The organism is Sulfitobacter sp. PR48 (assembly GCF_028807335.1).
Lineage (GTDB): Bacteria > Pseudomonadota > Alphaproteobacteria > Rhodobacterales > Rhodobacteraceae > Sulfitobacter.
In genome coordinates, this window is sequence record NZ_JARAMM010000001.1 from 432,789 (window position 1) to 454,642 (window position 21,854).

Genomic DNA, 21,854 nt, shown 5'->3' on the forward strand with positions numbered 1-21,854 from the left:
CCGTCTTTGGCCCCGCGAAAAAGGGCTTGTGGCCAGGTGTTCAATCCTGACCTTCGGGCTGTGCGCGGTTCGCTTCACGCAGGCGCGCGGTATAGTCGCGCAACATCGGAACGCGGCGGGGTCGAAAGCTCTTGCCGGTGCGGACCAGGTCATCCATCCGGTCCAGCCGGAATGCCCGGAAATCCCGCCGCAGATGGCACCAGGCCAGCAGCATGTTTGTTTGCTGCATGTATACGATGCCCAAGGGATCGACCTGACGAACAGATGCCGCCCCTTTGGCATCCACGTATGAAAAGGCGATGGTTTCCTCATCCCATGTGGCAGCGCGCAACACGGCCACGTCGATACGCGGCGGGGCCGGTGGATCAAACCGGCGCGCATCCAGAATCGCATGTTGCAACCGGCGCGCCTGTCGAGGCGGGACTCGTGCGGTCAATTTGGCCAGCGCGGTTCTGGCAGCGCCAGCAAGGGCCGGATCACCAATTACGGACACATTGCGCAGACCCAGCACAAGAGCCTCCAATTCGTCGTCTTCGAAGGCCAGCGGCGGCATGGCGGCATCTTCGATCAGGGTGTAGCCAAATCCGGCCTCCCCATCGATCACCGCGCCCAGCCCACGAAGCGCATCAATATCGCGATAGACGGTCCGCAGCGACACATCCATTTCATCCGCAAGCTGCTGCGCCCGGACCGGCGCAGGCAGCCGTCGCAGCGTTGTCATCATCTGGAAAAGGCGATGGGTTCGGGTCATGTGCAGGGCATACCCCATCCTGACAGGAATTGACAGCAATACCCGTTATCACGAGGCAGGAAAACAGGAGCACGACATGATCACTCTCATCACCTTTGCCCCGTCATTCGGGCAGATTGCCGCCAGCCCCTTTTGCGTCAAGGCAATCTGGCTGCTGAACATGTCCGGCGAGGACTGGCAACGGGAAGACAGCACCGATCCGCGCAACATGCCCAAACAGAAACTCCCTGCCATTCGGGTCGATGGGCAGGTAATCGCGGACAGTGACAATATCCGCGCCTTTCTGGAATCGCGTGGGGCGGATTTTGACGGCGGGTTATCCGAGATGGAAAAGGCCGCCTCGCGCGCCTTCATCCGCATGGCCGAGGAGCATATCTATTTTCACAACGTGCTGGCCCGCTGGGGCGACGATGACGTCTGGCCGGTGATCCGGGACACTTATTTTGCCCAGATCCCCAAACCCCTGCGCGGCTTCATCACCGGTAAGTTGCGCAAGAACCTGTTGATGGGGATGAAAACCCAGGGGCTTGGCCGCCTCTCCGCGCAGGAGCGGCTCGAAAGGCTGGAACCGGACCTGCAGGCGATCACGACGCGGCTCTGGCAGGGGCCTTTCCTGTTCGGCGACAGGCCCACTGCCGCCGATGCTTCGGTGGCACCGATGCTGGCCGGATTGCGGGCCACGCCGGGCAACGGGCTGGCAAAGATGCGCATTGCCGGGGACCGGATGCTTTGCCGCTACATCGACCTTTGCCAGAACATGCTGGACATGCCGAAGGTGTACGATGTCACTTCGACCGCCGTGTCCGAGCCACTTTGCGCTTGATCTTGTCCTTCTTGCGCTTGGCCTTGGTCGCGCTCCGGCGGGGATGGCGCCCTGCCGGGGATTGCCGCCCCTGCGGGACTTTCTGATCGTCGATTTCAAGCAGTTCCAACGCAATGCCGCCGGTGACCGGCACAGCCTCTGCCAGGCGGACGGTGACGCGTTGACCGATGCTGATCAACCTGCCGGTGTCCGACCCCATCAGGGTCTGCGCTTCGCGGTCATAGTGGAAATACTCGCGGCCCAGCGCACGCATGGGCAGCAATCCATCCGCCCCGGTCTCATCCAGCTTCACAAAGGCCCCGAACCGGGCGATGCCGCTGATCCGGCCGGTAAATTCGCTGCCCACACGTTCAGACAGATAGGACGCCAGATAGCGGTCTGTCGTGTCCCGCTCCGCCGTCATGGATCTGCGTTCCGTATCGGAAATATGCGCGCCGGTCTGATCCAGCATCTCCATATCCTCGGGCGTCAGCCCGTCCTTGCCCCAGCCATGCGCGGTGACCAGCGCGCGGTGCACGATCAGATCGGCATAGCGCCGGATCGGCGAGGTGAAATGCGCATAGGATCGCAGCGCCAGGCCAAAATGCCCGATGTGTTCCGGCCCGTAATAGGCCTGGGTCATCGAACGCAGGGTGCTGAGATTGATCAGTTCCGCATCATCGGAGCCCGCCGCATCGTTCAGCAACCGGTTCAGATGTGCGGTCTGCAGCACCTGCCCCTTGGCCAGCGTGTATCCGGCAGCAGCTGCGGTCTCGCGCAAGGCGTCCAGTTTCTCCTGCGAGGGTTCCTCGTGGATACGGTAAAGCAGCGGTATCTTCTTTGCCGCCAGCGATTCGGCGGCAGCGACATTCGCCAGCACCATGAATTCCTCGATCAACCGGTGAGCATCCAGCCGGTCCTTGAAGTTCACTGACTTGACCTTGCCGTCCTCCGCCAGCTCGATCCGCCGCTCTGGCAAATCCAGGTCAAGCGGCTGGCGCTCGGCTCTTGCCAGCTTCAGCGCGCCATAGGCCGCGTAAAGCGGTTTCAGCACCGGGTCCAGCAACGGCCCGGTCCTGTCATTCGGATTGCCGTCAATGGCGTCCTGCACTTCTTCGTAATGCAATGAGGCCGGCGAGCGCATGAGCCCGCGATGAAACGAATGCTTCAGCTTGTTGCCCCTGGCATCCAGCACCATGCGCACTGCGATACAGGCGCGCGGCACGCCTTCGTGCAGCGAACACAGATCGCCTGACAGGCGGTCAGGCAACATCGGCACGACGCGATCCGGGAAATATGTGGAATTCCCCCGCTTGCGCGCCTCGCGATCCAGGGCAGAGCCGGGGGTGACGTAATGGGCAACATCGGCAATCGCGACCCAAAGCACATGACCGCCTTCGTTCTTCGGGTCCTCGTCGGCATGGGCATAGCAGGCGTCGTCATGGTCGCGCGCGTCTGAGGGGTCGATGGTGATCAGCGGCAGATCGCGCAGGTCCTCGCGGCCTTTCAGCCCGGCGGGTTTCTTTGCATCCGCTTCGGCAATCACATCGTCGGGAAAGTGATCCGGAATGCCGTGCTGATGGATGGCAATCAGCGACACCGCCCTGGGTGCCGAAGGGTCGCCCAGCCGTTCAACAATGCGCGCCCTGGGCAGGCCCATACGGCCCTTTGGCCCGGCCTGTTCCGCCTCGACCAGCTCGCCATCCCTGGCACCATGGGTCGCCCCCTCGGCCACCACCCATTCGCGGTCGGCCCCTTTGTCGATCGGCACGATCCGTCCGCCTTCGCTGCGCTTGCGGAAAATGCCCATGACCCGTTTGGGATTGGTCCCGATCCGCCGGATCAGGCGGGCTTCGTAATTGTGACCTTCTTCCTTCACGACGGTCAGCCGCGCCAGGATGCGATCGCCTTCGCCCAGCGCGGGGTCGGATGCGCGTGGGATCACCAGAACAACGGGTTCCACCCCCTCGCCCTGCCATTCCACCGGCTTGGCAAACAGATCGCCATCCTTGTCCGCGTGGCTGATGACCAGAACGGATACCGGCGGCAGGCGGTCAGGATCCTGATAGCTGCGCTTGCGCTTTTCCAGATGCCCTTCTGCCTCCAGCTCCTTGAGCTGACGCTTGAGGTCGATGCGCGCGGCCCCCTTGATTCCGAACGCCTTGGCGATGTCACGCTTGGCGGTCAGGGTGGGGTTCTGTTCGATCCAGTCAAGGATCTCGGCTTTGGTCGGAATGTTGCTCATCCCCCTCAGCTAGCACGCGGCCCTGCCAACGTCATGTTCAAATCGTCAGCGTTGTCCACGTCGCTCAGGGTATCGCATGTCGCGATCCGGTGGTCCGGCAGCGTCGCCCGGCTGTCGGCCAGCGCCGTGGACGTGGACCAGCGCACATTGCGGAAAAATCCGGGGGGCTGACGGCGCGGGTGTTTCAGACCGATCAGCCAGAAACCCCCGTCCGGGGCGGGGCCAAAGACCGCATCATGATCGCCCAGCCGCCTGAATGCCCTGGCAACATGCGCCCGGTTCACAGCTGGAATATCCGCGCCAATCAGGCAGGCGGGCCCGTGCTGCACCTGGCGCAGCATCCGCGCCATCCGCTCCCCCAAATCACCGCGTCCCTGCGCCAGACGGGGCAGACCGGCGGGCCAGACGCGGCTGCGCAGCCCTTCGGCATCCGGTGAAACGGCCAGCAAGATCTGCCAGCGCGGATCGTCCAGCCTTTGCAGCAGGCGCCCTGCCTGATGCCGGAACCACCATGCCGCTGCCGTCATGCCGATGTCGCGGCCAAGGCGGGTTTTGACCCGTCCGGGATGCGGCTCTTTCAGCATGATGATCAGCGTTCGGTTCAAAGATCCTGCACCATGTCGCGATGGGGAATGCCCGCATCGTCAAAGACCGGTCCGACCGCCGTGAACCCAAGCGCCTCGTAGAATCCCAGGGCATGTACCTGCGCGCCCAGCCTGGCCTTGCGCGCGCGCCCTTCTGCCGCCGCAAGCGCCGCACGGATCAGACCCGCGCCCAGCCCGGTGCCCCGATGGGATCTCAGCACGCAAACCCTGCCAATCTTGGCGACCTCGCCGTCGAACAGAACCCGGGCGGTCCCCACCGGTGTGGCCCCGTCCCGCGCCAGAAGATGCAGGCAGGAATTGTCCAGCCCGTCGATTTCATCCGCCTCGCTGACGCCTTGTTCTTCGATAAAGACAACCCGCCGCAGACGCAGGCAGCTTGCCAGGTCATCGGTGGTTTCAATCGTCACGCTCATGCAAAATAGTCGCGCAGAATGCGCCCATAAATCGCCTTGAGCTGATGTATCTGCTCAACCACGACATGTTCGTCCACCTGGTGCATGGACTGGCCCACCAGCCCGAATTCCACAACCGGGCAATGCGCCTTGACGAAACGGGCATCGGATGTGCCGCCGGTGGTGGAGAGTTCAGGCGTCACCCCCGTTTCAGCAGCAACCGCGGTTGCCACCAGCGCCGAAAGCGCGCCCGGCGGCGTGATGAAACTTTCGCCCGAGATCTTTATCTTCATCTCGACCTCGACGCCAAAGGCATCTCGGATCTGTGCCACTTCCTGCTCCAGCCATGCGGTCAGGCTGGCGCCGGAATGTGTGTCATTAAACCGGATGTTCACGGCGGCCGAGCAGCTGCGCGGGATCACGTTGCTGGCGGGGTTGCCGGTGTCCACGGTCACCACGGCCAGCGTGGAGGGGTCGAAATGATCCGTCCCCCGGTCCAACTCATGACTGGCAAGCCGGTCCATCAGCCGCACCATGGCAGGCAGCGGGTTGTTGGCGCGATGTGGATAGGCCGAATGCCCCTGCGTCCCGATCACCTTGAACCAAGCGGACATCGACCCGCGGCGGCCGATCTTGATCATATCGCCCATCTTCTCGGGGCAGGTCGGCTCTCCCACCAGGCAGGCATCCATACGTTCGCCATTTTCCGCCATGTAGTCCAGCAGCGCCGCCGTGCCGTCCACGCCATCGCCCTCCTCGTCCCCTGTGATGGTCAGGACAACAGACCCATCCGGCGGTGTGTCACGCACGAAATCGACGGCAGCGGCGACAAATGCCGCAACGCCGGATTTCATATCCGTGGTGCCACGGCCATACATCACCCCATCCTTGATCTCGGCGCCGAAGGGCGGCATCGACCAGTCATCGGGATTGCCCACGGGCACCACATCCGTATGCCCGTTAAAGCCGAAAGCCTTGCCGTTGCCCCTGGCCCCCCAGCGGGCAAAAAGGTTGCAGATGCCCCCCCGGTCCACCCGGACACAATTGAAACCGGCCTGCGACAGAACCTCCTCGACAATCTCCAGCGCCCCTTCGTTTGCAGGGGTGACAGAGGCGCAGCGCACCAGCCTTGCCGTAAGCTCTACAGGGTCAATCGCGGGCATATCGGGCTCCTTGGTTAAGGTGTTTTGGTCGGCATTGACCTTTTGTGACCAAAAAAGCGCGGTGCCAAGGGGGGGATTTCACGAAATGCTTAACAGTTTTGTCCGGATGGTGTTAAGGTTGTGGCAATAATATGACCCGAGGCAGGGCATCAGCAGTAAACGCAAGACCGGACACCTGAAAACAGGGCCATGCTTGCACTTCGGCAAATGAAAAGCACGGGGCTGATCCGTGTGCCGCTGACCAATGTCGCCTCGAACCAAGGGTAAGAGGCAGAGACGTGGTAGCAGCATCAGAACTTCCCATCGAAACGGTCCGAGAAGGCACCAGCGCCACGGATATGGCCGAAACGATATTTGGCGACGGCGTGACCGTCGTCGGCGCGACCTATTACGGTGACAACGACAGCGCCGGCATCTATTCGGGTGGCGACGCAACTGCCCCCGGTGTGACCCCGGGCGATACCGGCGTGATCCTGTCGACGGGCAATGCGCAGGATTTCACCAATTCCAACGGCCAGTCGAACCAGAACACCAATACCTCCACCAATACATCGGGAACGAACAACTACCGACCCTACAACGATGTGGCAGGGGCGCGGACCTATGACGCGGCAACGCTGGATGTGGATTTTATTCCCGACAGCAGCGTGATGACCATGCAGTTCGTCTTTTCCTCTGAGGAATATCCCGAGTTCGAGAATTCGATCTATCAGGATTTTGTCGGCGTCTGGGTCAACGGCACACTTGTACCGATGGACGTGGGCAATGGCGACGTGGACCCGGGCAACGTCAATACCGCCAACAACATCAACATGTACGTGAACAACCAGAACGACCAGTTCAACACGGAAATGGACGGGTTCACGATCACATTGACCCTGACCATGTTCGTGAACCCCGGTGTCGTGAATTCGCTGCGCATCGCCATCGCGGACGTCTCGGACAGCAATTACGATTCCAATCTGCTGATCGCCGGCAATTCGGTTCAGACCGACCTCATCGCCATGTCCGACAACGTGGATCTGTTTCCGGACGGCGAACGTGAAATCGACGTCCTTGGCAATGACATCAACGAGGGCGGCGGCACTCTGACCATCACGCATATCAACGGCGTGGCGGTCAATGCGGGCGACACGATTACGCTGCCGACGGGCCAGACGGTGCGCCTGAATGCAAACGGGACATTTACGGTCACGGGTGACGGTGACGTCGAGAACTTCAACTTCACCTATACGATCGACAACGGCATCAACACCGACGTCGGCTTCGTCAACGCGACGGGCGTGCCCTGTTTCGTCGCTGGCACCCTGATCGCGACCCCCGATGGGGAACGGCCGGCCGAGCACCTGCAACCCGGCGACATGGTGCTGACCCAGGATGACGGCCCGCAGCCACTGCGCTGGAGCGGCACCCGCACCGTTCCCGCCACCGGAGAGTTCGCCCCGATCCACATCCGTGCGAACACCTTTGGCAAGCACCGTGATCTGCTGGTGTCGCCGCTGCACCGGGTGCTGATCCGGGACAATCTGGCAGAGCTGCTCTTCGGCGAGGCCGAAGTGCTGATCGCGGCGCGTGACCTTGTGAATGACAGGTCTGTCACCCGGCGCACGGGTGGCGATGTCACCTATGTTCATCTGCTCTTCGACCGCCATCAGGTCGTCTTTTCCGAAGGGCTGGAAACCGAAAGCTTCCTGCCCGGGCCCCAGACCAAGCAAAGTTTTGAGCAGGAGATCGTGAACGAGATCTGCGCCCTGTTCCCGGAAATCGACCCGGAGACCGGTGCAGGCTATTCACCCGCGGCACGACGTACCCTGAAACGGTTTGAAGCGGGCCTGCTGCGCGCCGCAAAGGCAGCGTGACGTGACCTGGCTGGCGCTTTGCGATCACGATGGGCGGCGGCTCTCTGTCCGGGGCCTGGGCAGCGACAAGAATGACCAGCCACAGGTCGAGGACGATCCGCGCACGCTGTTGACACGTGGTTCGATCATGTTTGAAACCCGGCTTTCCGCGGATGGGCGTCCGCAACTGCTGTTCGGGTACAAGACAACCTTTCCCTGGCAGCGCAGCCTGACGTTTCAGGCGATACCGGGCGGCGGCATCGCCATGGTGCAGGTACAGGGCAAATCCATCAACCACGCCGCGATCCAGCGCAAGGATGCGGGCCGGACGGATGTGGTCCGGATCACCTATTCCTGGGACAGCTGCGCCAAATGGGGCCGGATGACGCTGGAACAACCCGAAGTCACGACGCTGACCAGCGTCTATGTCGAAAATCCTCACCCCCTGGCCCTGGAAGACGTGCGTCAGCTGATGCTGGGCAGCGGCGACCACACCTTTGCACCGGACATGATTTTTGCCGCCCTGTCCGATCAGATCGAACCGATCGGACCGATGCCCAGTCTTCTGCCGGGGACACCGCTGGCCACGCCATGGGGCTACAGACCCGCCGAGACCTTGCAGCGGGGCGACACGGTGATGACCCGCGCCGGGGTGGTCCCTGTCCTGCAAACCATCAGCCGGACCGTTCCCGCGCGGGGCAGCTATCATCCCGTGCGCCTGCGCGCGCCCTATTTCGGATTGCAGCAGGACATCGTCGTGTCACCGGACCAGCGGCTGATCATCGACGGCCCGGAAGTGGAATACCTGTTCGGCCAAGAGGCCGTCCTCGTGCCCGCGCGGCATCTGGTCAACGGCTTTGCGGCGATGGCAGAGCCCTGCGGCCCGACCATCTGCTATACCCAATTGCTCTTGCCCAGCCACGAAACGCTTCTTGCTGCCGGCACAGCGCTCGAAAGTCTCTATATCGGACGTATTCGCCGGAACGGGCAGCATCTGCACGGCAGCCTGCTGCACGGGCTTGATCGCAACAGCCTGCCGGAACACGGCAAGCCTGCGCATCACGTCTTGCAATGGTACGATGCGATTCACCTGGCCCGCCAGCGCGCGGCCTGAAGTCAGAAAGCTGACATCCCGCAGGCCCGATGGCCGCTCAGAGGGTCAATCAAAGAAGGGCGTCATCTGCGCGACGATGACCGCGTTTTCTTCCAGCGCGCGGGCCATCAGCGCGCGCTCCTCCTCGTCGATCTCGTGGCCTTCGGCCTCGCGCTCGGCCAATGTGCCGTAGCCTGTGACATCAAGCGGATTGGTATCCGCCTGCTTGAGAATCGCAACAGTTTCGCGCACGGCCTCAGCCTCGTCGATGCCGGAAGCAAAGCACATCAGCGCGGCGCCAGTCGCCTTTTCGGGCAGGCCGTCACCCTCCTTGCGGCCAATCTCGACCAAAAGGGTGTAAACTTGCTGTCTGCTTGGACCTTTTTTCGCCATGCGCGGTATTGGCGGCGCGGCAGGGGGTTTGTCAAGCCGCTGCGGCCTCCCCCGGCGCCAGGCTCCAGATCAGCCGCGACCCCGCATTGCGCGGATGGCCGCGATCAACAGGCACGCACCGATAAAGCCGACAACAAGCTGGCCGATCCATCCGCCAAGGGTGAAACCGAATATGAACAACAGAATCGCGTTGAGCAGCATCGCCCCGACGATTCCCATGAAGATGTTGAGCAACAGCCCGTGATCACCCTTCATGAATTTTTCCGCCAGCCATCCGGCGATGCCGCCAACGATAATTGCCGCGATCCAGCCCAAACCTGTCATGGTATCCGTCCTTCCCTGAGATATCGGACAGAAACCCGCAGGTCGGGAAATGGTTCCCGGTCAGGAGCGAAGAAGCTCGTTGATCGAGGTTTTCGACCGCGTCCGTTCGTCCACGCGTTTCACGATGACAGCGCAATACAGGCTGACGTTGTTCTTGGACGGCATCGTGCCTGCCACAACGACCGACCCCGCGGGCACTTCGCCATACATGATCTCGCCGGTTTCGCGGTCCACGATCTTGGTCGACTGGCCGATGAAAACGCCCATGCCCAGAACGGAACCTTCCCGCACGATGCAGCCTTCGACCACTTCCGAACGCGCCCCGATAAAGCAATTGTCCTCGATGATGGTCGGGCCCGCCTGCATCGGTTCCAACACGCCGCCGATGCCAACGCCGCCGGACAGGTGCACGTTCTTGCCGATCTGCGCGCAGGAACCGACGGTAACCCAAGTGTCCACCATTGCGCCGCTGTCCACATAGGCACCGATGTTCACGAAAGACGGCATCAGCACCGCGCCCGGCGCGATATAGGCAGAGCGGCGCACCACGCAGTTGGGCACGGCACGGAAACCGGCCTCTTTCCATTCCGCGTCGCCCCAGCCCTTGAACTTGCTGTCGACCTTGTCCCACCACCCGGCGCCCTGCGGGCCGCCATCGTGATATTCCATATCCTTGATCCGGAAGCCCAGCAGCACGGCCTTCTTGGCCCATTGGTTCACATGCCAATTGCCGTCTTCCTGCTTTTCCGCAACCCGCAGCTTGCCTGAATCCAATGCATTCAGCGTCTCCTCGATCGCGTCACGGGTTTCGCCTGTGGTCGATGAATTGATTTGATCACGGGTGTCCCACGCTTTTTCGATCGCGGTTTCAAGTTGGGAATTGGACATTGGGCGCACTCCTGCTGAAGAAAGTCTTTGACGCGCTATACCTGCGGACCGGATGTCACGCAACTTCCGTAAAGATGTCGGCCGCAGGGCGGTTCCTGCATGACCGATACCCCATTGCAAGTTCGGCCCAACCACGCCACCCTGACCTGCCATCTAATCCGGAGAGACTGATGAAAGACGATGACCGCCGCCACCCCCTGCGCCATGCATCCAGCGATCGCAGGGCGGCGGAATCCGCACCCGACACGGCACAAACGCGGGCCCCGGCGTATCGTCTGGCGTTTTCCGACGATGATTTCATGTGTCGCGACGAACTTCGCCCTGTGCGGCTGCAACTGGAACTGCTGAAACCCCAGTTGATGCTGGATGCCGAAGGGGTGGAAAGCACCATCGTCCTTTTTGGCGGCGCACGCATTCCGGAACCGGCGGAAAAACACACCGCCCGGACCGAGACCCTGGCGGATCTGTCCCGCTTTTACGATGAAACCCGCGAATTTGCCCGCCTGATGACCCTGAAATCCATGCAGAGCAACGGACGCGAGGGTGTGATCGTCACCGGCGGCGGGCCGGGCGTGATGGAGGCTGGCAACCGCGGCGCGATGGACGCCGGCGGGCGCTCTGTCGGGTTGAACATCGTGTTGCCGTTCGAGCAGGCACCCAATGCCTATGTCACACCGGAATTATGCTTTAATTTTCACTACTTCGCCATCCGCAAGATGCACTTCCTGATGCGGGCCAAGGCGATCTGCGTCTTTCCCGGTGGCTTTGGCACCATGGACGAAATGTTCGAGGCGCTGACCCTGATCCAGACGGGCCGGATGGAGCCGGTTCCGTTTCTGCTGTTTGGGCGGGCATTCTGGGAAATGATCATCAACTGGGACGCGCTGGCAGATGCCGGCACCATCTCGGTCGAAGACCTGGACCTGTTCCGATTTGTCGAAACAGCAGCCGAAGCGATGGACCTGATCGAAAACTGGAAAGTGTCACCTGCGCGCAAGGAAATTCCCGGCCGGTAAGCACCTGCTGTTGATCGTTCTGCGCCTGGTTGATCGTCCGGACATCAACAGCCGAAGGCCTCGCCCGTCGGCGCAATCGGTCCGGTCAGGCGCGCGCCTGGTCGGGCAGCACACCAACTTCCACATGATGTGGCAGCGTTTCCACGATTTCACCGTGATCCGTCGACTTGATCGCATAGCCATATCCGGCCAGCCGGTGTTTCCATTCGCGACTGGAAAGCGCCACGGCGCGTTCCCGCAGCACGAGGTCCATGACCTGAGCGGTGATAAAGGGGTCCTTGTTGATCATGACAGACATTTTCTGTCTCCTGATTGGGTTTCTACAGGAAACAATCTTGACGTCGCCCATGGCAACAATTGCTCGGGAATGCGTCGGAACAAAGGTCATTTCAGGTCGCACCGAACGACCCGTGATGTCATAAATCTGTGATTTACAGCGTTTCGGGATAAACTTGAAACATCCCGCGTCACTTTTCGCGTTCGACCGGAGGGAGAGGCAGCGAACAAGTGATTCAGGTATATCCCGAAACGCTTTATTGCTTTAATTCAGATAGATAAACCCCGGAGGCCGCCTGACCCCCGGACCAAAATTGATCTCAAACCGCCTGATTCCATTGCCTCGGGAGCAGCATCAGCACCTCTTTGCCGGATGGCAGATCAACTGATCCCCGCGTCCGCCTCGATCTGCCTGCGCGACTTGCGCGCGCGTTCCGTGGCCGATTTCAGCTGCCCGCAGGCCGCCATGATATCCTCGCCCCGCGGGGTGCGGATCGGAGAGGCATAGCCGGCCTTATAGATGATATCGGCAAAGGCGCGGATGCGGTTGTTGCTGGACCGCTTGTATGGCGCACCGGGCCATTCGTTGAACGGGATCAGGTTGATCTTGGCCGGAATGCCGTCAATCAGCTTGACCAGCCGCCGCGCGTCTTCGTCGCTGTCGTTGACGCCGTGCAGCATGACATATTCGAAGGTGATCCGCTCTGAATTGCTGACCTTGGGATAGCTGCGCAGGGCGTCCAGCAACTCCTCGATGTTCCAGCGCTTGTTGATCGGCACCAGCTTGTCACGCACCTCATCCGTGGTGGCATGGAAGGATACCGCAAGCTGGCAGCCAATCTCCTGCGCGGTGCGCCAGATCTCCGGCACCACGCCCGATGTGGACAGCGTGATCCGACGGCGCGACAGCTGGATGCCTTCGGCGTCCATCGCGATTTTCATCGCGTCGCGCACGTTCTCGAAATTATACAGCGGTTCACCCATGCCCATCAGCACGATGTTCGACAAAAGCCGCGTCTCATCCTTGACCGCGCCCGGGACCGGCCATTCGCCCAGATCGTCCCGCGCCACCATGACCTGGCCGATGATCTCTGCCGCCGTCAGGTTGCGCACCAGCTTTTGTGTGCCTGTGTGGCAGAACGAACAGGTCAGCGTGCACCCTACCTGTGACGATACGCAAAGCGTGCCGCGCCCCTCTTCCGGGATATAAACCACCTCGACCTCATGACCGCCGGCAATGCGGACAAGATACTTGCGCGTGCCGTCGCTGCTGACCTGCCTGGTCACGACCTCCGGCACCTCGATCACGAATTTCTCAGCCAGCTCGGCCCGGTAGGCCTTGGCCAGATTGGTCATCGCATCGAAATCACGCACGCCCCACTGGTAGATCCACTGCCAGATCTGGCCGACCCGCATCTTAGCCTGCTTTTCCGGCGTGCCGTTGGCAATCAGAACCTCCCGCATCTTGTCGCGGGTCATCCCGACAAGGTTCACAGGACCCTCCGGCATCTTGCGCGGAATGGTATGGACGTCCTGGGTAATTGGCGCGGTGGCGGTCATGGGGCGACTCTCCTTGGGTGGATGCGTCTCTATATAGAATGTGCCGCGAATTGCAAAAGGGTCTTGAACCGCAGGCTCCGGGGTAAGGTTATCCCCACTTGCGCGGTCTTTGCATCCGGCCCAACCTCAATCCATTCAGACTTTCGCACCCCTGGCTTCATTTCAAGCCACCCTGCAGGGGCATGAACCATTTTTTCTGAAGGATAGATGTATGTCGATATTCTACGGCCTCGCCCTGACATCCGGTACGGCCCTGATTGTCATCTTCGGCGACTACCTGATCAAAACCGCCGTTGTCGAGGGCCAGTCAGCCGGATCGCCACTGGTCATCATCGGCTGCGCGCTTTACGCGGGCTCGGCCCTGCTTTGGTACTTTGCCCTGCAGCACATCACACTTTCGCAAGCCGGAGTCGGGTTTTCCATGATCACGCTGATCGCGCTCTGCGCCCTGGGTGTGCTGCGGTTCGGCGAAACCCTGGAATTCAGGGAATTCGCCGGAATCGGCTGCGCTCTGGCGGCGATGGTATTAATGGTGCGCATCGTCTGAACGCACCACGCACCAATGTTCAGCCACCGCAGCGCTTGGCCGCGTCTTCCACCGCTGCCGTGAATCCCAGCAAGGAGAACGTGTCCTTGGTGTTCGTCCCCCGGCCTGACTGACCGCTGAGCACCGCATCGGCACCGCGTTTCATCGCTGTGATGATCTTGGCATCATCTTCGGTGGTTGCCGGCCACGCCCATTCACCCTCGGTGAACAGCTCAAACGTATTGCCGGAAATATCCATGTTTACGGTCGACCCCGACTTGAAGGGGTAGCCACCGGTAAAGGCAACCTGCCCCTTGGCGCCGGCAGAGGGCCGGTAGAACACCATCAACAAGGTCTGACCGCGGTTCACCGCGACAACCCGGCCATCGCGCGAATTCACGGTTTCCTTTGGTGTGGACACACCCCAGCATTCGGTCGGATTGTCCTCGACGAAGACACTCCAGTCCGTCTTGGCAGCGACGCGGTTCGTGCTCTGATCCTGTGCGGCAGCGCCTGACGCCGCAAAAGCGGCCAACCCTGCCACAACCCCTAAATTCTTAATAATTCGCATCTGTCCAGCCTCCAGCTGTCCTTGACCTCAACTCAATCGCAAGCCTTGATGGCGGCGTTGTTTGGCCGCTCTCCTGCAAGTGCCTGTTATCTTTTCGACAACAAGCATAATAACGCGAAACAGGCGACAGACGAAACCCTGATTGGCAGGTTTTCGCGCACGAATCGGAGGAATTCATGACCCAGCCAAGCCCCTTTGCCGAAATCTGGCGTGGTCCCATTCTGGAAAGCGTCCATTCAGGCCATGCTGTGGTCTGCGACGACACCGGCCAGATCGCGCAATCATGGGGTGATCCGAGTGCCGTGATCCTCCCCCGTTCGTCGTCCAAGATGATCCAGGCCCTGCCGCTGGTCACCTCCGGCGCCGCCGACAGGATGAGGCTTTCCACCGAACAGCTTGCGCTGGCCTGCGCCTCGCACAATGGCGCGGCGATCCATACCGACAGGGTCAACTCATGGCTCGATACCCTTGGTCTGGACGATGCCGCATTGCGCTGCGGTCCGCAGGAACCCGATGACCGCGATGCCCGCAACCACCTGATCCGGGCAGATGAAGCCCCCTGCCAGGTCCACAACAACTGCTCGGGCAAACACGCGGGTTTCCTGACACTGAACAGGCATCTTGGCGGCAATTCGGAATATGTCGATCCGGCACATCCGGTGCAAATGGCCTGCCTGGACGCCTTCGAAGACATCACAGAAGAGACTTCACCCGGCTACGGCATTGATGGCTGCTCGGCTCCGAACCACGCCTGCACGCTGCACGGCATGGCACGCGCCATGGCCCGTTTCGCCGCCGCGCCCGATGGCGCCGCCGAAACCCGCCTGCATCAGGCGATGCGCCTGCACCCGGAGCTTGTCGCGGGCGAGGGTCGGGCCTGCACCGAGCTGATGCGCGCGATGGACGGCAAGGTCGCCCTGAAAACCGGCGCCGAAGGCTTCTTCATCGCCATCCTGCCCGAGCAGAAGCTGGGCATCGCCCTCAAGGCGGCCTGCGGCACCACGCGTGCCGCGGAATGCGCCATCGCCGCGATTCTGGTCAAACTCGGCGCCCTTGATCCGAACCACCCCGCCACGCTCAAACGCATGAACGCCCCGATCACCAACAGACGAGAGATCGTGACAGGTGTGCTGAAACCTGCTGCCGAACTCCTCTGATTCTTTTTGGCAAAAATATTCCCGGGGGAGTCCGAAGGACGGGGGCAGCGCCCCCACCGGATCGCCGCCGTCAGGCGGCGAAATCCGATTGCGCATAGCCCTGCACATAAAGCAACGCGGTCAAATCACCGAAATTCACCCGCACATTACATTGCGCGGCTACGGCAGGCTTTGCGTGCAGCGCCACACCAAGGCCCGCACGTTTCAACATCCCCAGATCATTCGCCCCGTCCCCGACAGCGATCACATCCGCCTCGGCGATGTCCAGCCGCGCCGTGATCTGCTCCAGGGCATCGACCTTTGCCTGTTTACCCAGGATCGGCATCCCCACCTCACCGCTCAACATACCCTTGTCGACCAGCAGGGTGTTGGCCCGATGCTCGTCAAAACCCAGCAGAGCGGCGACCTTTGCCGTAAAGGCCGTAAAGCCGCCGGAGACCAGAGCCGCATGGCCGCCCTGCGCCTTCATCGTCGCCAGCAGCACCGGACCGCCCGGCATCAGGGTAATCCGTTCCGCCAGCACCTTGCCGATCACCGATTCCGGCAATCCTTTCAGCAGACCGACCCGCTCGCGCAATGCGCCGTCGAAATCCAACTCGCCATTCATCGCACGCGCCGTGATGTCCTTGACCCTTGCCCCCACACCGGCCTCATCGGCCAGTTCATCGATACATTCCTGCTGAATCATCGTGCTGTCCATATCGGCCAGCAACATCCGTTTGCGGCGATTCGCGGTCGGCACGACAACCAGATCGACGCCCATTTTCTGACACTCCTCCCAGACGGCCTCGAAATTGTCGGGCTGCTGCGCGATCCCGAATTCCGCCGCCTCGTCCGGCGCCAGCCAGACTGCTTCGCCGCCGCCCCAGGCATTGCGCAGGTTTTCGACCAATGCGGGCTCAAGAGTCCGCGCTTGGGGTGAGGTCAGCAAGACAACTGTGTACATCCGAAGTTTCCGATCCGCGTCATTCAGGTCGCAAATGTGCGACAAGGCGGCGTTCTAGACACGTTTTTCAGATTGCGCCAGCCTGACCAACCCCTTAAACGCAGCCTTGGGACACCCTTCCCCAACGAAGGGCGCTTATCTGAGAGGGTAGCATCAATGGCTATTACTGCACCGGCAACGCGGCCGGCTAATCCGCGTTTTTCTTCCGGCCCCTGTGCCAAAATCCCCACATTCGATCTGACCAAGCTGGCATCCGCTCCCCTGGGGCGCAGCCACCGTGCCGCTCCTGGCAAGGCCAAACTGCTTGCGGCAATCGAGACGACCCGCGAGGTCCTCGGTGTGCCGGCGGATTACCGCATCGGCATCGTACCTGCCTCTGACACCGGGGCTTTCGAGATGGCCATGTGGTCCCTGCTGGGCGAACGCCCTGCCGAAATGGTCGCCTGGGAATCCTTCGGCGCGGGCTGGGTCACCGATGTGGTCAAACAGCTCAAGATCGAAGCGACGGTGCACGAGGCCGACTATGGCCAGATCGTCGACATGGCGGCGCTCAACTACGACAACGATGTCTGCTTTACCTGGAACGGCACCACCTCCGGTGTGCGGATGCCGAACGGCGATGCGATCCCGGCGGATCGTGCGGGCCTGACCCTCTGCGACGCGACCTCGGCCGCCTTTGCGCAGGACCTGCCCTGGGACAAGCTGGATGTGACCACCTTCTCCTGGCAGAAGGTGCTGGGCGGTGAAGCGGCCCACGGCATGCTGATCCTCAGCCCCCGCGCGGTGGAACGGCTGGAAAGCTACACACCCGCCTGGCCCCTGCCAAAGATTTTCCGCCTGACAAAAGGCGGCAAGCTGAACGAAGGCATCTTCAAGGGCGAGACGATCAACACGCCCTCCATGCTCTGCGTCGAGGATTACCTGCTGGCGCTGGACTGGGCCAAATCCGTGGGCGGGCTGAAGGGCCTGATCGCGCGGGCCGACGCCAACGCGCAGGCGATCTTCGATTTCTGCGAGGCGAACGACTGGATCGCGAACCTGGCCGAAGACCCGGCCACGCGTTCCAACACATCGGTCTGCCTGAAGTTCACCGATGACCGCATCACCGACGGTGCCGCCTTTGCCAAGGCTGTCGCCAAGCGGCTGGCAGACGAGGGCGTGGCGCTGGACATCGGTGCCTATCGCGATGCCCCCGCCGGTCTGCGCATCTGGTGTGGCGGTACCGTCGAGACCGCCGACATCGAGGCGATGCTGCCCTGGCTCACCTGGGCCTTCGAGGCCGAAATCAACGCATGATCGGTGCGCCATAAAGGCACCCCCAACGCATGACCCGTAGGGTGCGCATTCACTGCGCACCTTCCCCCATCCCACAAAGGACCACAGCAATGGCCCCCAAAGTACTCATCTCCGACAAGCTCAGCGACGCCGCCGTTCAAATCTTCAAGGACCGCGGCATCGACGTGGATTTTCAGCCCGACCTGGGCAAGGACAAGGACAAGCTGGCCGAGATCATCGGCAATTATGATGGCCTTGCCATCCGCTCCGCAACCAAGGTCACCGAAAAGATCCTCGCCAATGCGCCGAATCTCAAGGTCATCGGCCGCGCCGGCATCGGCACCGACAACATCGACAAGGAAGAAGCCTCCAAGAAAGGCGTGATCGTCATGAACACGCCCTTCGGCAACATGATCACCACCGCCGAACACGCCATTGCGATGATGTTCGCCGTGGCCCGCCAGATCCCAGAAGCCTCGGCCTCCACCCATGCCGGCAAATGGGAGAAGTCGAAGTTCATGGGTGTCGAACTGACCGGCAAGACGCTGGGCGTGATCGGCGCGGGCAATATCGGCGGCATCGTCTGCGACCGTGCGCGCGGCCTCAAGATGAAAGTCGTCGCTTACGATCCCTTCCTCGGCGACGAGAAGGCCAAGAAGATGGGCGTCGAAAAGGTCGAACTCGACGAACTGCTGAAACGTGCCGATTTCATCACCCTGCACGTCCCTTACACCGATCAGACCGCCAATATCCTCAGCCGCGAGAACCTGGAGAAAACCAAGAAAGGCGTGCGCATCATCAACTGCGCCCGTGGCGGTCTGGTGGACGAAGAGGCGCTGGCCGAAATGCTGAAATCCGGCCATGTGGCGGGTGCGGCATTTGACGTCTTCAAGGTCGAACCGGCCACCGAGAACCCGCTGTTCAACCTGCCCAACGTGGTCTGCACCCCGCACCTCGGTGCCGCCACGACAGAGGCACAGGAAAACGTCGCGCTGCAGGTGGCCGAGCAGATGGCGGATTACCTGCTGACAGGTGCCGTCAGCAACGCGCTGAACATGCCATCCGTCACTGCCGAGGAAGCCAAGGTCATGGGCCCGTGGGTCAAGCTGGCCGGACATCTGGGGGCCTTCATCGGTCAGATGACAGATGAACCGATCAAGGCGATCAACATTCTTTACGACGGCTCGGTCGGCAAAATGAACCTCGACGCGCTGAACTGCGGTGTGGTTGCCGGCATCATGAAACGCGCCAACCCGGACGTGAACATGGTTTCCGCCCCGGTCGTCGCACGCGAAAAGGGCATCCAGATCAGCACCACCAATCAGGACAAATCGGGGGTCTTTGACGGCTATGTCAAGGTCACCGTGGTCACTGAAAAACGCGAGCGATCCATCGCGGGCACTGTCTTTTCCGACGGCAAGCCGCGCTTTATCCAGATCAAGGGCATCAACATCGACGCCGAGATCGGCGAGCATATGCTTTATACCACGAACGAGGACGTGCCTGGCATCATCGGGACGCTGGGCCAGACCATGGGCGAAAACAATGTGAACATCGCCAACTTCACATTGGGACGTTCTGCCGCAAAGGGCGAAGCCATTGCGCTGCTCTATGTGGATGAAGTCGTGCCCGAGCCGGTCATTCAGAAACTGCGCGCGACGGGCATGTTCAAACAGATCAAGCCCCTGCAGTTCGACGTGGCCTGACAAGCAGTTCAAGGGCGCTCCGGCAGGAGCGCCCTTTTTCGTTCAGGCCGCGCGGTTGCGCAGCACCACTGCAAGAAACAGGAGCATGGCCACAACCGTGATCATTGAACCGAGCTTGGCCAGCGATTCCGTACCGCCCGACAGGACGATGGCAATGCCCGGCACCAGTACGATCAGCCCGACCACGGAGACGGCAAAGTGGATCATCGCCAGGCGGCTTTGCGCGGCACCGGGCACCACGTGATAATAAAGGGCAAACAGCGTCATGCTGACCCAGCCGATCAGGTTGAGATGCCCATGCGCGGGGGAGAGGCCATGATCGTGCGTGGCTGACATCTGAATGCCCCAAACCATCCCGACCAGCACCGAAAGCACACCCACCAACAAAAAATAAAATGCCAGACCTTTCATTTGCCCTTCCAATTCATCCAGTTTCCAATCCACACGAACACAGCACCGTCCGCAAAAGAGGGCTGCCACGCAGAAGCGAGGAGCAGCCCCCATAAAGAATGACTTTTTTGCAAAAATCGTGCTGATACTATGCCATAAATTTCGCCATATAAAAAATTAATTAAATGTATTATCATTATAGATGATATGAATTTTGGCAGCTTTGATCTGAATTTGCTCCGCGTTCTTGACGCGTTGCTGGAAACCCGGTCAGCGACCCACGCGGGCCAGCGGATCGGGCTTTCGCAACCGGCGGTATCCGCTGCGCTGGCGCGGTTGCGTGCCGCGCTGAACGACCCTCTGCTGATACGGATCGGTCCCCGGCTTGAACCAACCGACTATGCCCTGTCACTTGCCGAACCACTGCGGACATTGCTGGATCAAACCGAATCCATACTTTCAGGCCCGCCGCGTTTCGATCCCAGCATCGCGGACGACCGGTTTCGCCTGTCGGGCAGCGATTTCTTTGCCGAGATGCTGATGCCGCAGCTGGCGGAGAAAATTGCGCAGGAGGCACCCGGCGTTCGCATTCAGCTTGTCGATCTGGTGCCGGACAACTTCGCCGGTGCATTGGAACGGCAGGATGTTGACCTGGCCATGGTGCCCCAGATGGAAGGCCCGTCCTGGATGGAATGGCAGCCGATGTTCCGTGCGCGTTTTTCCATGATCGCGCGGCGCGGGCATCCGCGGCTGGCAGCCTTGCCGACGCCCGGTGAAATCGACATCGACACCTTTTGCGATCTCAGCCATGTCCTGTTTTCGCCGGAAGGGAACCTTGCGGCGATGGCTGACGCCGCATTGGCCAAGGTTGGCCGAAACCGACGTGTCGTCATGACACTTCCGGTCATGTACGGCGTGTGCAGCGCCGTGGCTGAAACCGATTATGTTGCGGTTGTCCCCGATCAACTGGCAAGAAAGATCAGCACAAAGCTGAACCTGCAGGTTCTGCCGCCCCCTGTCGTCATGCCGGAGCCGATGATTGGCATGATCTGGCACCGGCGCCGCACCAATGCAGCTGCACATATCTGGATCCGTGGTGTCATCGCAGATATCCTGGCGCCGCTTGACGCATATCGTCAGGCTGACGGCTAGGGCTTTTCTTGCGGGTCGGCCTGCGCTACCTGCTGCGCATGACTGATCCCATTTACGCCATCGGCGACATTCACGGCCAGCTGAAGGAACTGCAGCGGGTGCTATCCCTGATCGAAGCCGATGGTGGCGGCGACGCCCGGATCGTTTTTCTGGGCGACTACACCGACCGTGGCCCGGACAGCCGCGGCGTGCTCGATCTGCTGATCGAGGGGCAACGCAGCAACCGACCCTGGACTTTCATCAAGGGGAATCATGACCGCATGTTCGAATGGTTCATGCGCGATTACCCCCAGCACGAGGCCTATCTGCCGGTCGAGCTTTACTGGCTGCACCGGCGGCTGGGCGGTGACACCACGCTGGAATCCTACGGGGTCGACTTTGGATCACGGAACCGGATGCTGGCCGTCCACGAAGCGGCGCGCAAGGCGGTTCCACAGGCGCATATTGAATTCCTGAAAGGGCTGGACCTGTGCCACGAGACCGATGCGCTGTTCTTCTGTCATGCGGGCATTCGCCCCGGCATCCCGCTGTCCCGGCAGGACGAGGAAGACCTGTTGTGGATTCGCAATGAGTTTCACGAATATGCGGAACCGCACCCCAAGATCATCGTGCACGGTCATACGCCGGTCGATCAGGCAACGCATTACGGCAACCGGATCAATCTCGACAGCGGGGCGGGATACGGGCAACCGCTGACGGCGGCGGTCTTTGAGGGCAGCAATTGCTGGACACTCACCGACAAGGGCCGCAACCCACTCACGCCGGAAAGCTAAACGCCGGCGTGA

The 21,854-nt window shown here is 61.2% G+C and carries 23 protein-coding genes; 10 read left to right on the forward strand and 13 right to left on the reverse strand.

Annotated features, from left to right (window positions below; all coding sequences use genetic code 11):
* Positions 1 to 40: 40 nt before the first annotated feature.
* The gene (locus tag PVW51_RS02100) at positions 41 to 751 is read right to left on the reverse strand and encodes a helix-turn-helix transcriptional regulator (RefSeq protein WP_269366819.1); all 711 of its coding nucleotides are present in this window, start codon (positions 749 to 751) and stop codon (positions 41 to 43) included.
* A gap of 76 nt (positions 752 to 827) precedes the next feature.
* On the opposite strand from PVW51_RS02100, the gene PVW51_RS02105 reads away from it, so the two are divergent.
* The gene (locus PVW51_RS02105) at positions 828 to 1,574 is read left to right on the forward strand and encodes a glutathione S-transferase family protein (protein ID WP_274573407.1); all 747 of its coding nucleotides are present in this window, start codon (positions 828 to 830) and stop codon (positions 1,572 to 1,574) included.
* Here the strand turns inward: PVW51_RS02105 and rnr are convergent.
* From rnr to dapE, 4 genes are read right to left on the reverse strand one after another with little or no spacing between them, the layout of a single operon-like run.
* Positions 1,537 to 3,798, reverse strand: a complete 2,262-nt coding sequence (gene rnr, locus PVW51_RS02110; protein ID WP_274573408.1) for a ribonuclease R — start codon at positions 3,796 to 3,798, stop codon at positions 1,537 to 1,539. The genes PVW51_RS02105 and rnr overlap by 38 nt on opposite strands.
* A gap of 5 nt (positions 3,799 to 3,803) precedes the next feature.
* Positions 3,804 to 4,403 (reverse strand): TIGR04282 family arsenosugar biosynthesis glycosyltransferase, encoded by a 600-nt coding sequence (locus PVW51_RS02115; RefSeq protein ID WP_274573409.1) that lies wholly within the window; start codon positions 4,401 to 4,403, stop codon positions 3,804 to 3,806.
* Positions 4,400 to 4,816 carry a GNAT family N-acetyltransferase gene (locus PVW51_RS02120; protein WP_274573410.1) on the reverse strand — a complete coding sequence of 139 codons (417 nt, stop codon included), beginning with the start codon at positions 4,814 to 4,816 and terminating at the stop codon, positions 4,400 to 4,402. The genes PVW51_RS02115 and PVW51_RS02120 overlap by 4 nt, the downstream gene beginning before the upstream one ends.
* Positions 4,813 to 5,958: a succinyl-diaminopimelate desuccinylase gene (dapE, locus tag PVW51_RS02125; RefSeq protein WP_274573411.1), complete on the reverse strand. Its 1,146-nt coding sequence runs from the start codon at positions 5,956 to 5,958 to the stop codon at positions 4,813 to 4,815. The genes PVW51_RS02120 and dapE overlap by 4 nt, the downstream gene beginning before the upstream one ends.
* 278 nt (positions 5,959 to 6,236) lie before the next feature.
* Between dapE and PVW51_RS02130 the strand changes: the two genes are divergently transcribed.
* Complete coding sequence (locus tag PVW51_RS02130) at positions 6,237 to 7,817, forward strand: Hint domain-containing protein (protein WP_443287335.1); 1,581 nt, start codon at positions 6,237 to 6,239, stop codon at positions 7,815 to 7,817.
* A gap of 1 nt (position 7,818) precedes the next feature.
* Positions 7,819 to 8,910, forward strand: coding sequence for a Hint domain-containing protein (locus PVW51_RS02135; protein ID WP_274573412.1), 1,092 nt, complete (start codon positions 7,819 to 7,821; stop codon positions 8,908 to 8,910).
* 45 nt (positions 8,911 to 8,955) lie between these two features.
* Here the strand turns inward: PVW51_RS02135 and PVW51_RS02140 are convergent, their stop codons facing one another.
* The 3 genes from PVW51_RS02140 to dapD all read right to left on the reverse strand — a co-directional run bounded on the left by PVW51_RS02140 (position 8,956) and on the right by dapD (position 10,494).
* Entirely contained in the window at positions 8,956 to 9,282 is a 327-nt protein-coding gene (locus tag PVW51_RS02140) for a hypothetical protein (protein WP_114274447.1), read from the reverse strand.
* Between the two features lie 69 nt (positions 9,283 to 9,351).
* Complete coding sequence (locus PVW51_RS02145; RefSeq protein ID WP_274573413.1) at positions 9,352 to 9,606, reverse strand: GlsB/YeaQ/YmgE family stress response membrane protein; 255 nt, start codon at positions 9,604 to 9,606, stop codon at positions 9,352 to 9,354.
* 60 nt (positions 9,607 to 9,666) lie between these two features.
* Positions 9,667 to 10,494, reverse strand: a complete 828-nt coding sequence (gene dapD / locus PVW51_RS02150; RefSeq protein ID WP_269366803.1) for a 2,3,4,5-tetrahydropyridine-2,6-dicarboxylate N-succinyltransferase — start codon at positions 10,492 to 10,494, stop codon at positions 9,667 to 9,669.
* A 170-nt stretch (positions 10,495 to 10,664) separates the two neighbouring features.
* On the opposite strand from dapD, the gene PVW51_RS02155 reads away from it, so the two are divergent.
* A complete protein-coding gene (locus PVW51_RS02155) occupies positions 10,665 to 11,510 on the forward strand; it encodes a TIGR00730 family Rossman fold protein (protein WP_274573414.1) in 846 nt (281 codons plus the stop codon).
* 85 nt (positions 11,511 to 11,595) lie between these two features.
* Here the strand turns inward: PVW51_RS02155 and PVW51_RS02160 are convergent, their stop codons facing one another.
* Both PVW51_RS02160 and rlmN read right to left on the reverse strand, forming a co-directional pair.
* A complete protein-coding gene (locus PVW51_RS02160) occupies positions 11,596 to 11,808 on the reverse strand; it encodes a hypothetical protein (protein WP_114274130.1) in 213 nt (70 codons plus the stop codon).
* A gap of 359 nt (positions 11,809 to 12,167) precedes the next feature.
* On the reverse strand, positions 12,168 to 13,346 hold the full coding sequence (gene rlmN, locus PVW51_RS02165) for a 23S rRNA (adenine(2503)-C(2))-methyltransferase RlmN (protein WP_274573415.1): 1,179 nt from the start codon (positions 13,344 to 13,346) through the stop codon (positions 12,168 to 12,170).
* A 211-nt stretch (positions 13,347 to 13,557) separates the two neighbouring features.
* Here rlmN and PVW51_RS02170 point away from each other — a divergent pair, with 211 nt between their 5' ends.
* Complete coding sequence (locus PVW51_RS02170) at positions 13,558 to 13,893, forward strand: EamA family transporter (protein WP_269366799.1); 336 nt, start codon at positions 13,558 to 13,560, stop codon at positions 13,891 to 13,893.
* Positions 13,894 to 13,912: 19 nt separating this feature from the next.
* Here PVW51_RS02170 and PVW51_RS02175 read toward each other — a convergent pair whose 3' ends face one another.
* Entirely contained in the window at positions 13,913 to 14,443 is a 531-nt protein-coding gene (locus PVW51_RS02175; protein ID WP_269366798.1) for an invasion associated locus B family protein, read from the reverse strand.
* A 176-nt stretch (positions 14,444 to 14,619) separates the two neighbouring features.
* Here PVW51_RS02175 and PVW51_RS02180 point away from each other — a divergent pair, with 176 nt between their 5' ends.
* Positions 14,620 to 15,600: an asparaginase gene (locus PVW51_RS02180; protein ID WP_274573416.1), complete on the forward strand. Its 981-nt coding sequence runs from the start codon at positions 14,620 to 14,622 to the stop codon at positions 15,598 to 15,600.
* 70 nt (positions 15,601 to 15,670) lie between these two features.
* Here PVW51_RS02180 and serB read toward each other — a convergent pair whose 3' ends face one another.
* On the reverse strand, positions 15,671 to 16,546 hold the full coding sequence (gene serB / locus PVW51_RS02185) for a phosphoserine phosphatase SerB (protein WP_274573417.1): 876 nt from the start codon (positions 16,544 to 16,546) through the stop codon (positions 15,671 to 15,673).
* A gap of 156 nt (positions 16,547 to 16,702) precedes the next feature.
* Here serB and PVW51_RS02190 point away from each other — a divergent pair, with 156 nt between their 5' ends.
* Positions 16,703 to 17,842 carry a phosphoserine transaminase gene (locus PVW51_RS02190; RefSeq protein WP_274573418.1) on the forward strand — a complete coding sequence of 380 codons (1,140 nt, stop codon included), beginning with the start codon at positions 16,703 to 16,705 and terminating at the stop codon, positions 17,840 to 17,842.
* 89 nt (positions 17,843 to 17,931) lie between these two features.
* Positions 17,932 to 19,527, forward strand: a complete 1,596-nt coding sequence (gene serA / locus PVW51_RS02195; RefSeq protein WP_274573419.1) for a phosphoglycerate dehydrogenase — start codon at positions 17,932 to 17,934, stop codon at positions 19,525 to 19,527.
* Between the two features lie 42 nt (positions 19,528 to 19,569).
* Here the strand turns inward: serA and PVW51_RS02200 are convergent, their stop codons facing one another.
* Positions 19,570 to 19,971, reverse strand: a complete 402-nt coding sequence (locus PVW51_RS02200; protein WP_338019730.1) for a hypothetical protein — start codon at positions 19,969 to 19,971, stop codon at positions 19,570 to 19,572.
* 180 nt (positions 19,972 to 20,151) lie between these two features.
* Between PVW51_RS02200 and PVW51_RS02205 the strand changes: the two genes are divergently transcribed.
* Positions 20,152 to 21,069: a LysR family transcriptional regulator gene (locus PVW51_RS02205; RefSeq protein ID WP_274573420.1), complete on the forward strand. Its 918-nt coding sequence runs from the start codon at positions 20,152 to 20,154 to the stop codon at positions 21,067 to 21,069.
* 38 nt (positions 21,070 to 21,107) lie between these two features.
* A complete protein-coding gene (locus PVW51_RS02210; RefSeq protein ID WP_274573523.1) occupies positions 21,108 to 21,842 on the forward strand; it encodes a metallophosphoesterase family protein in 735 nt (244 codons plus the stop codon).
* The last annotated feature ends 12 nt before the right edge of the window (positions 21,843 to 21,854 follow it).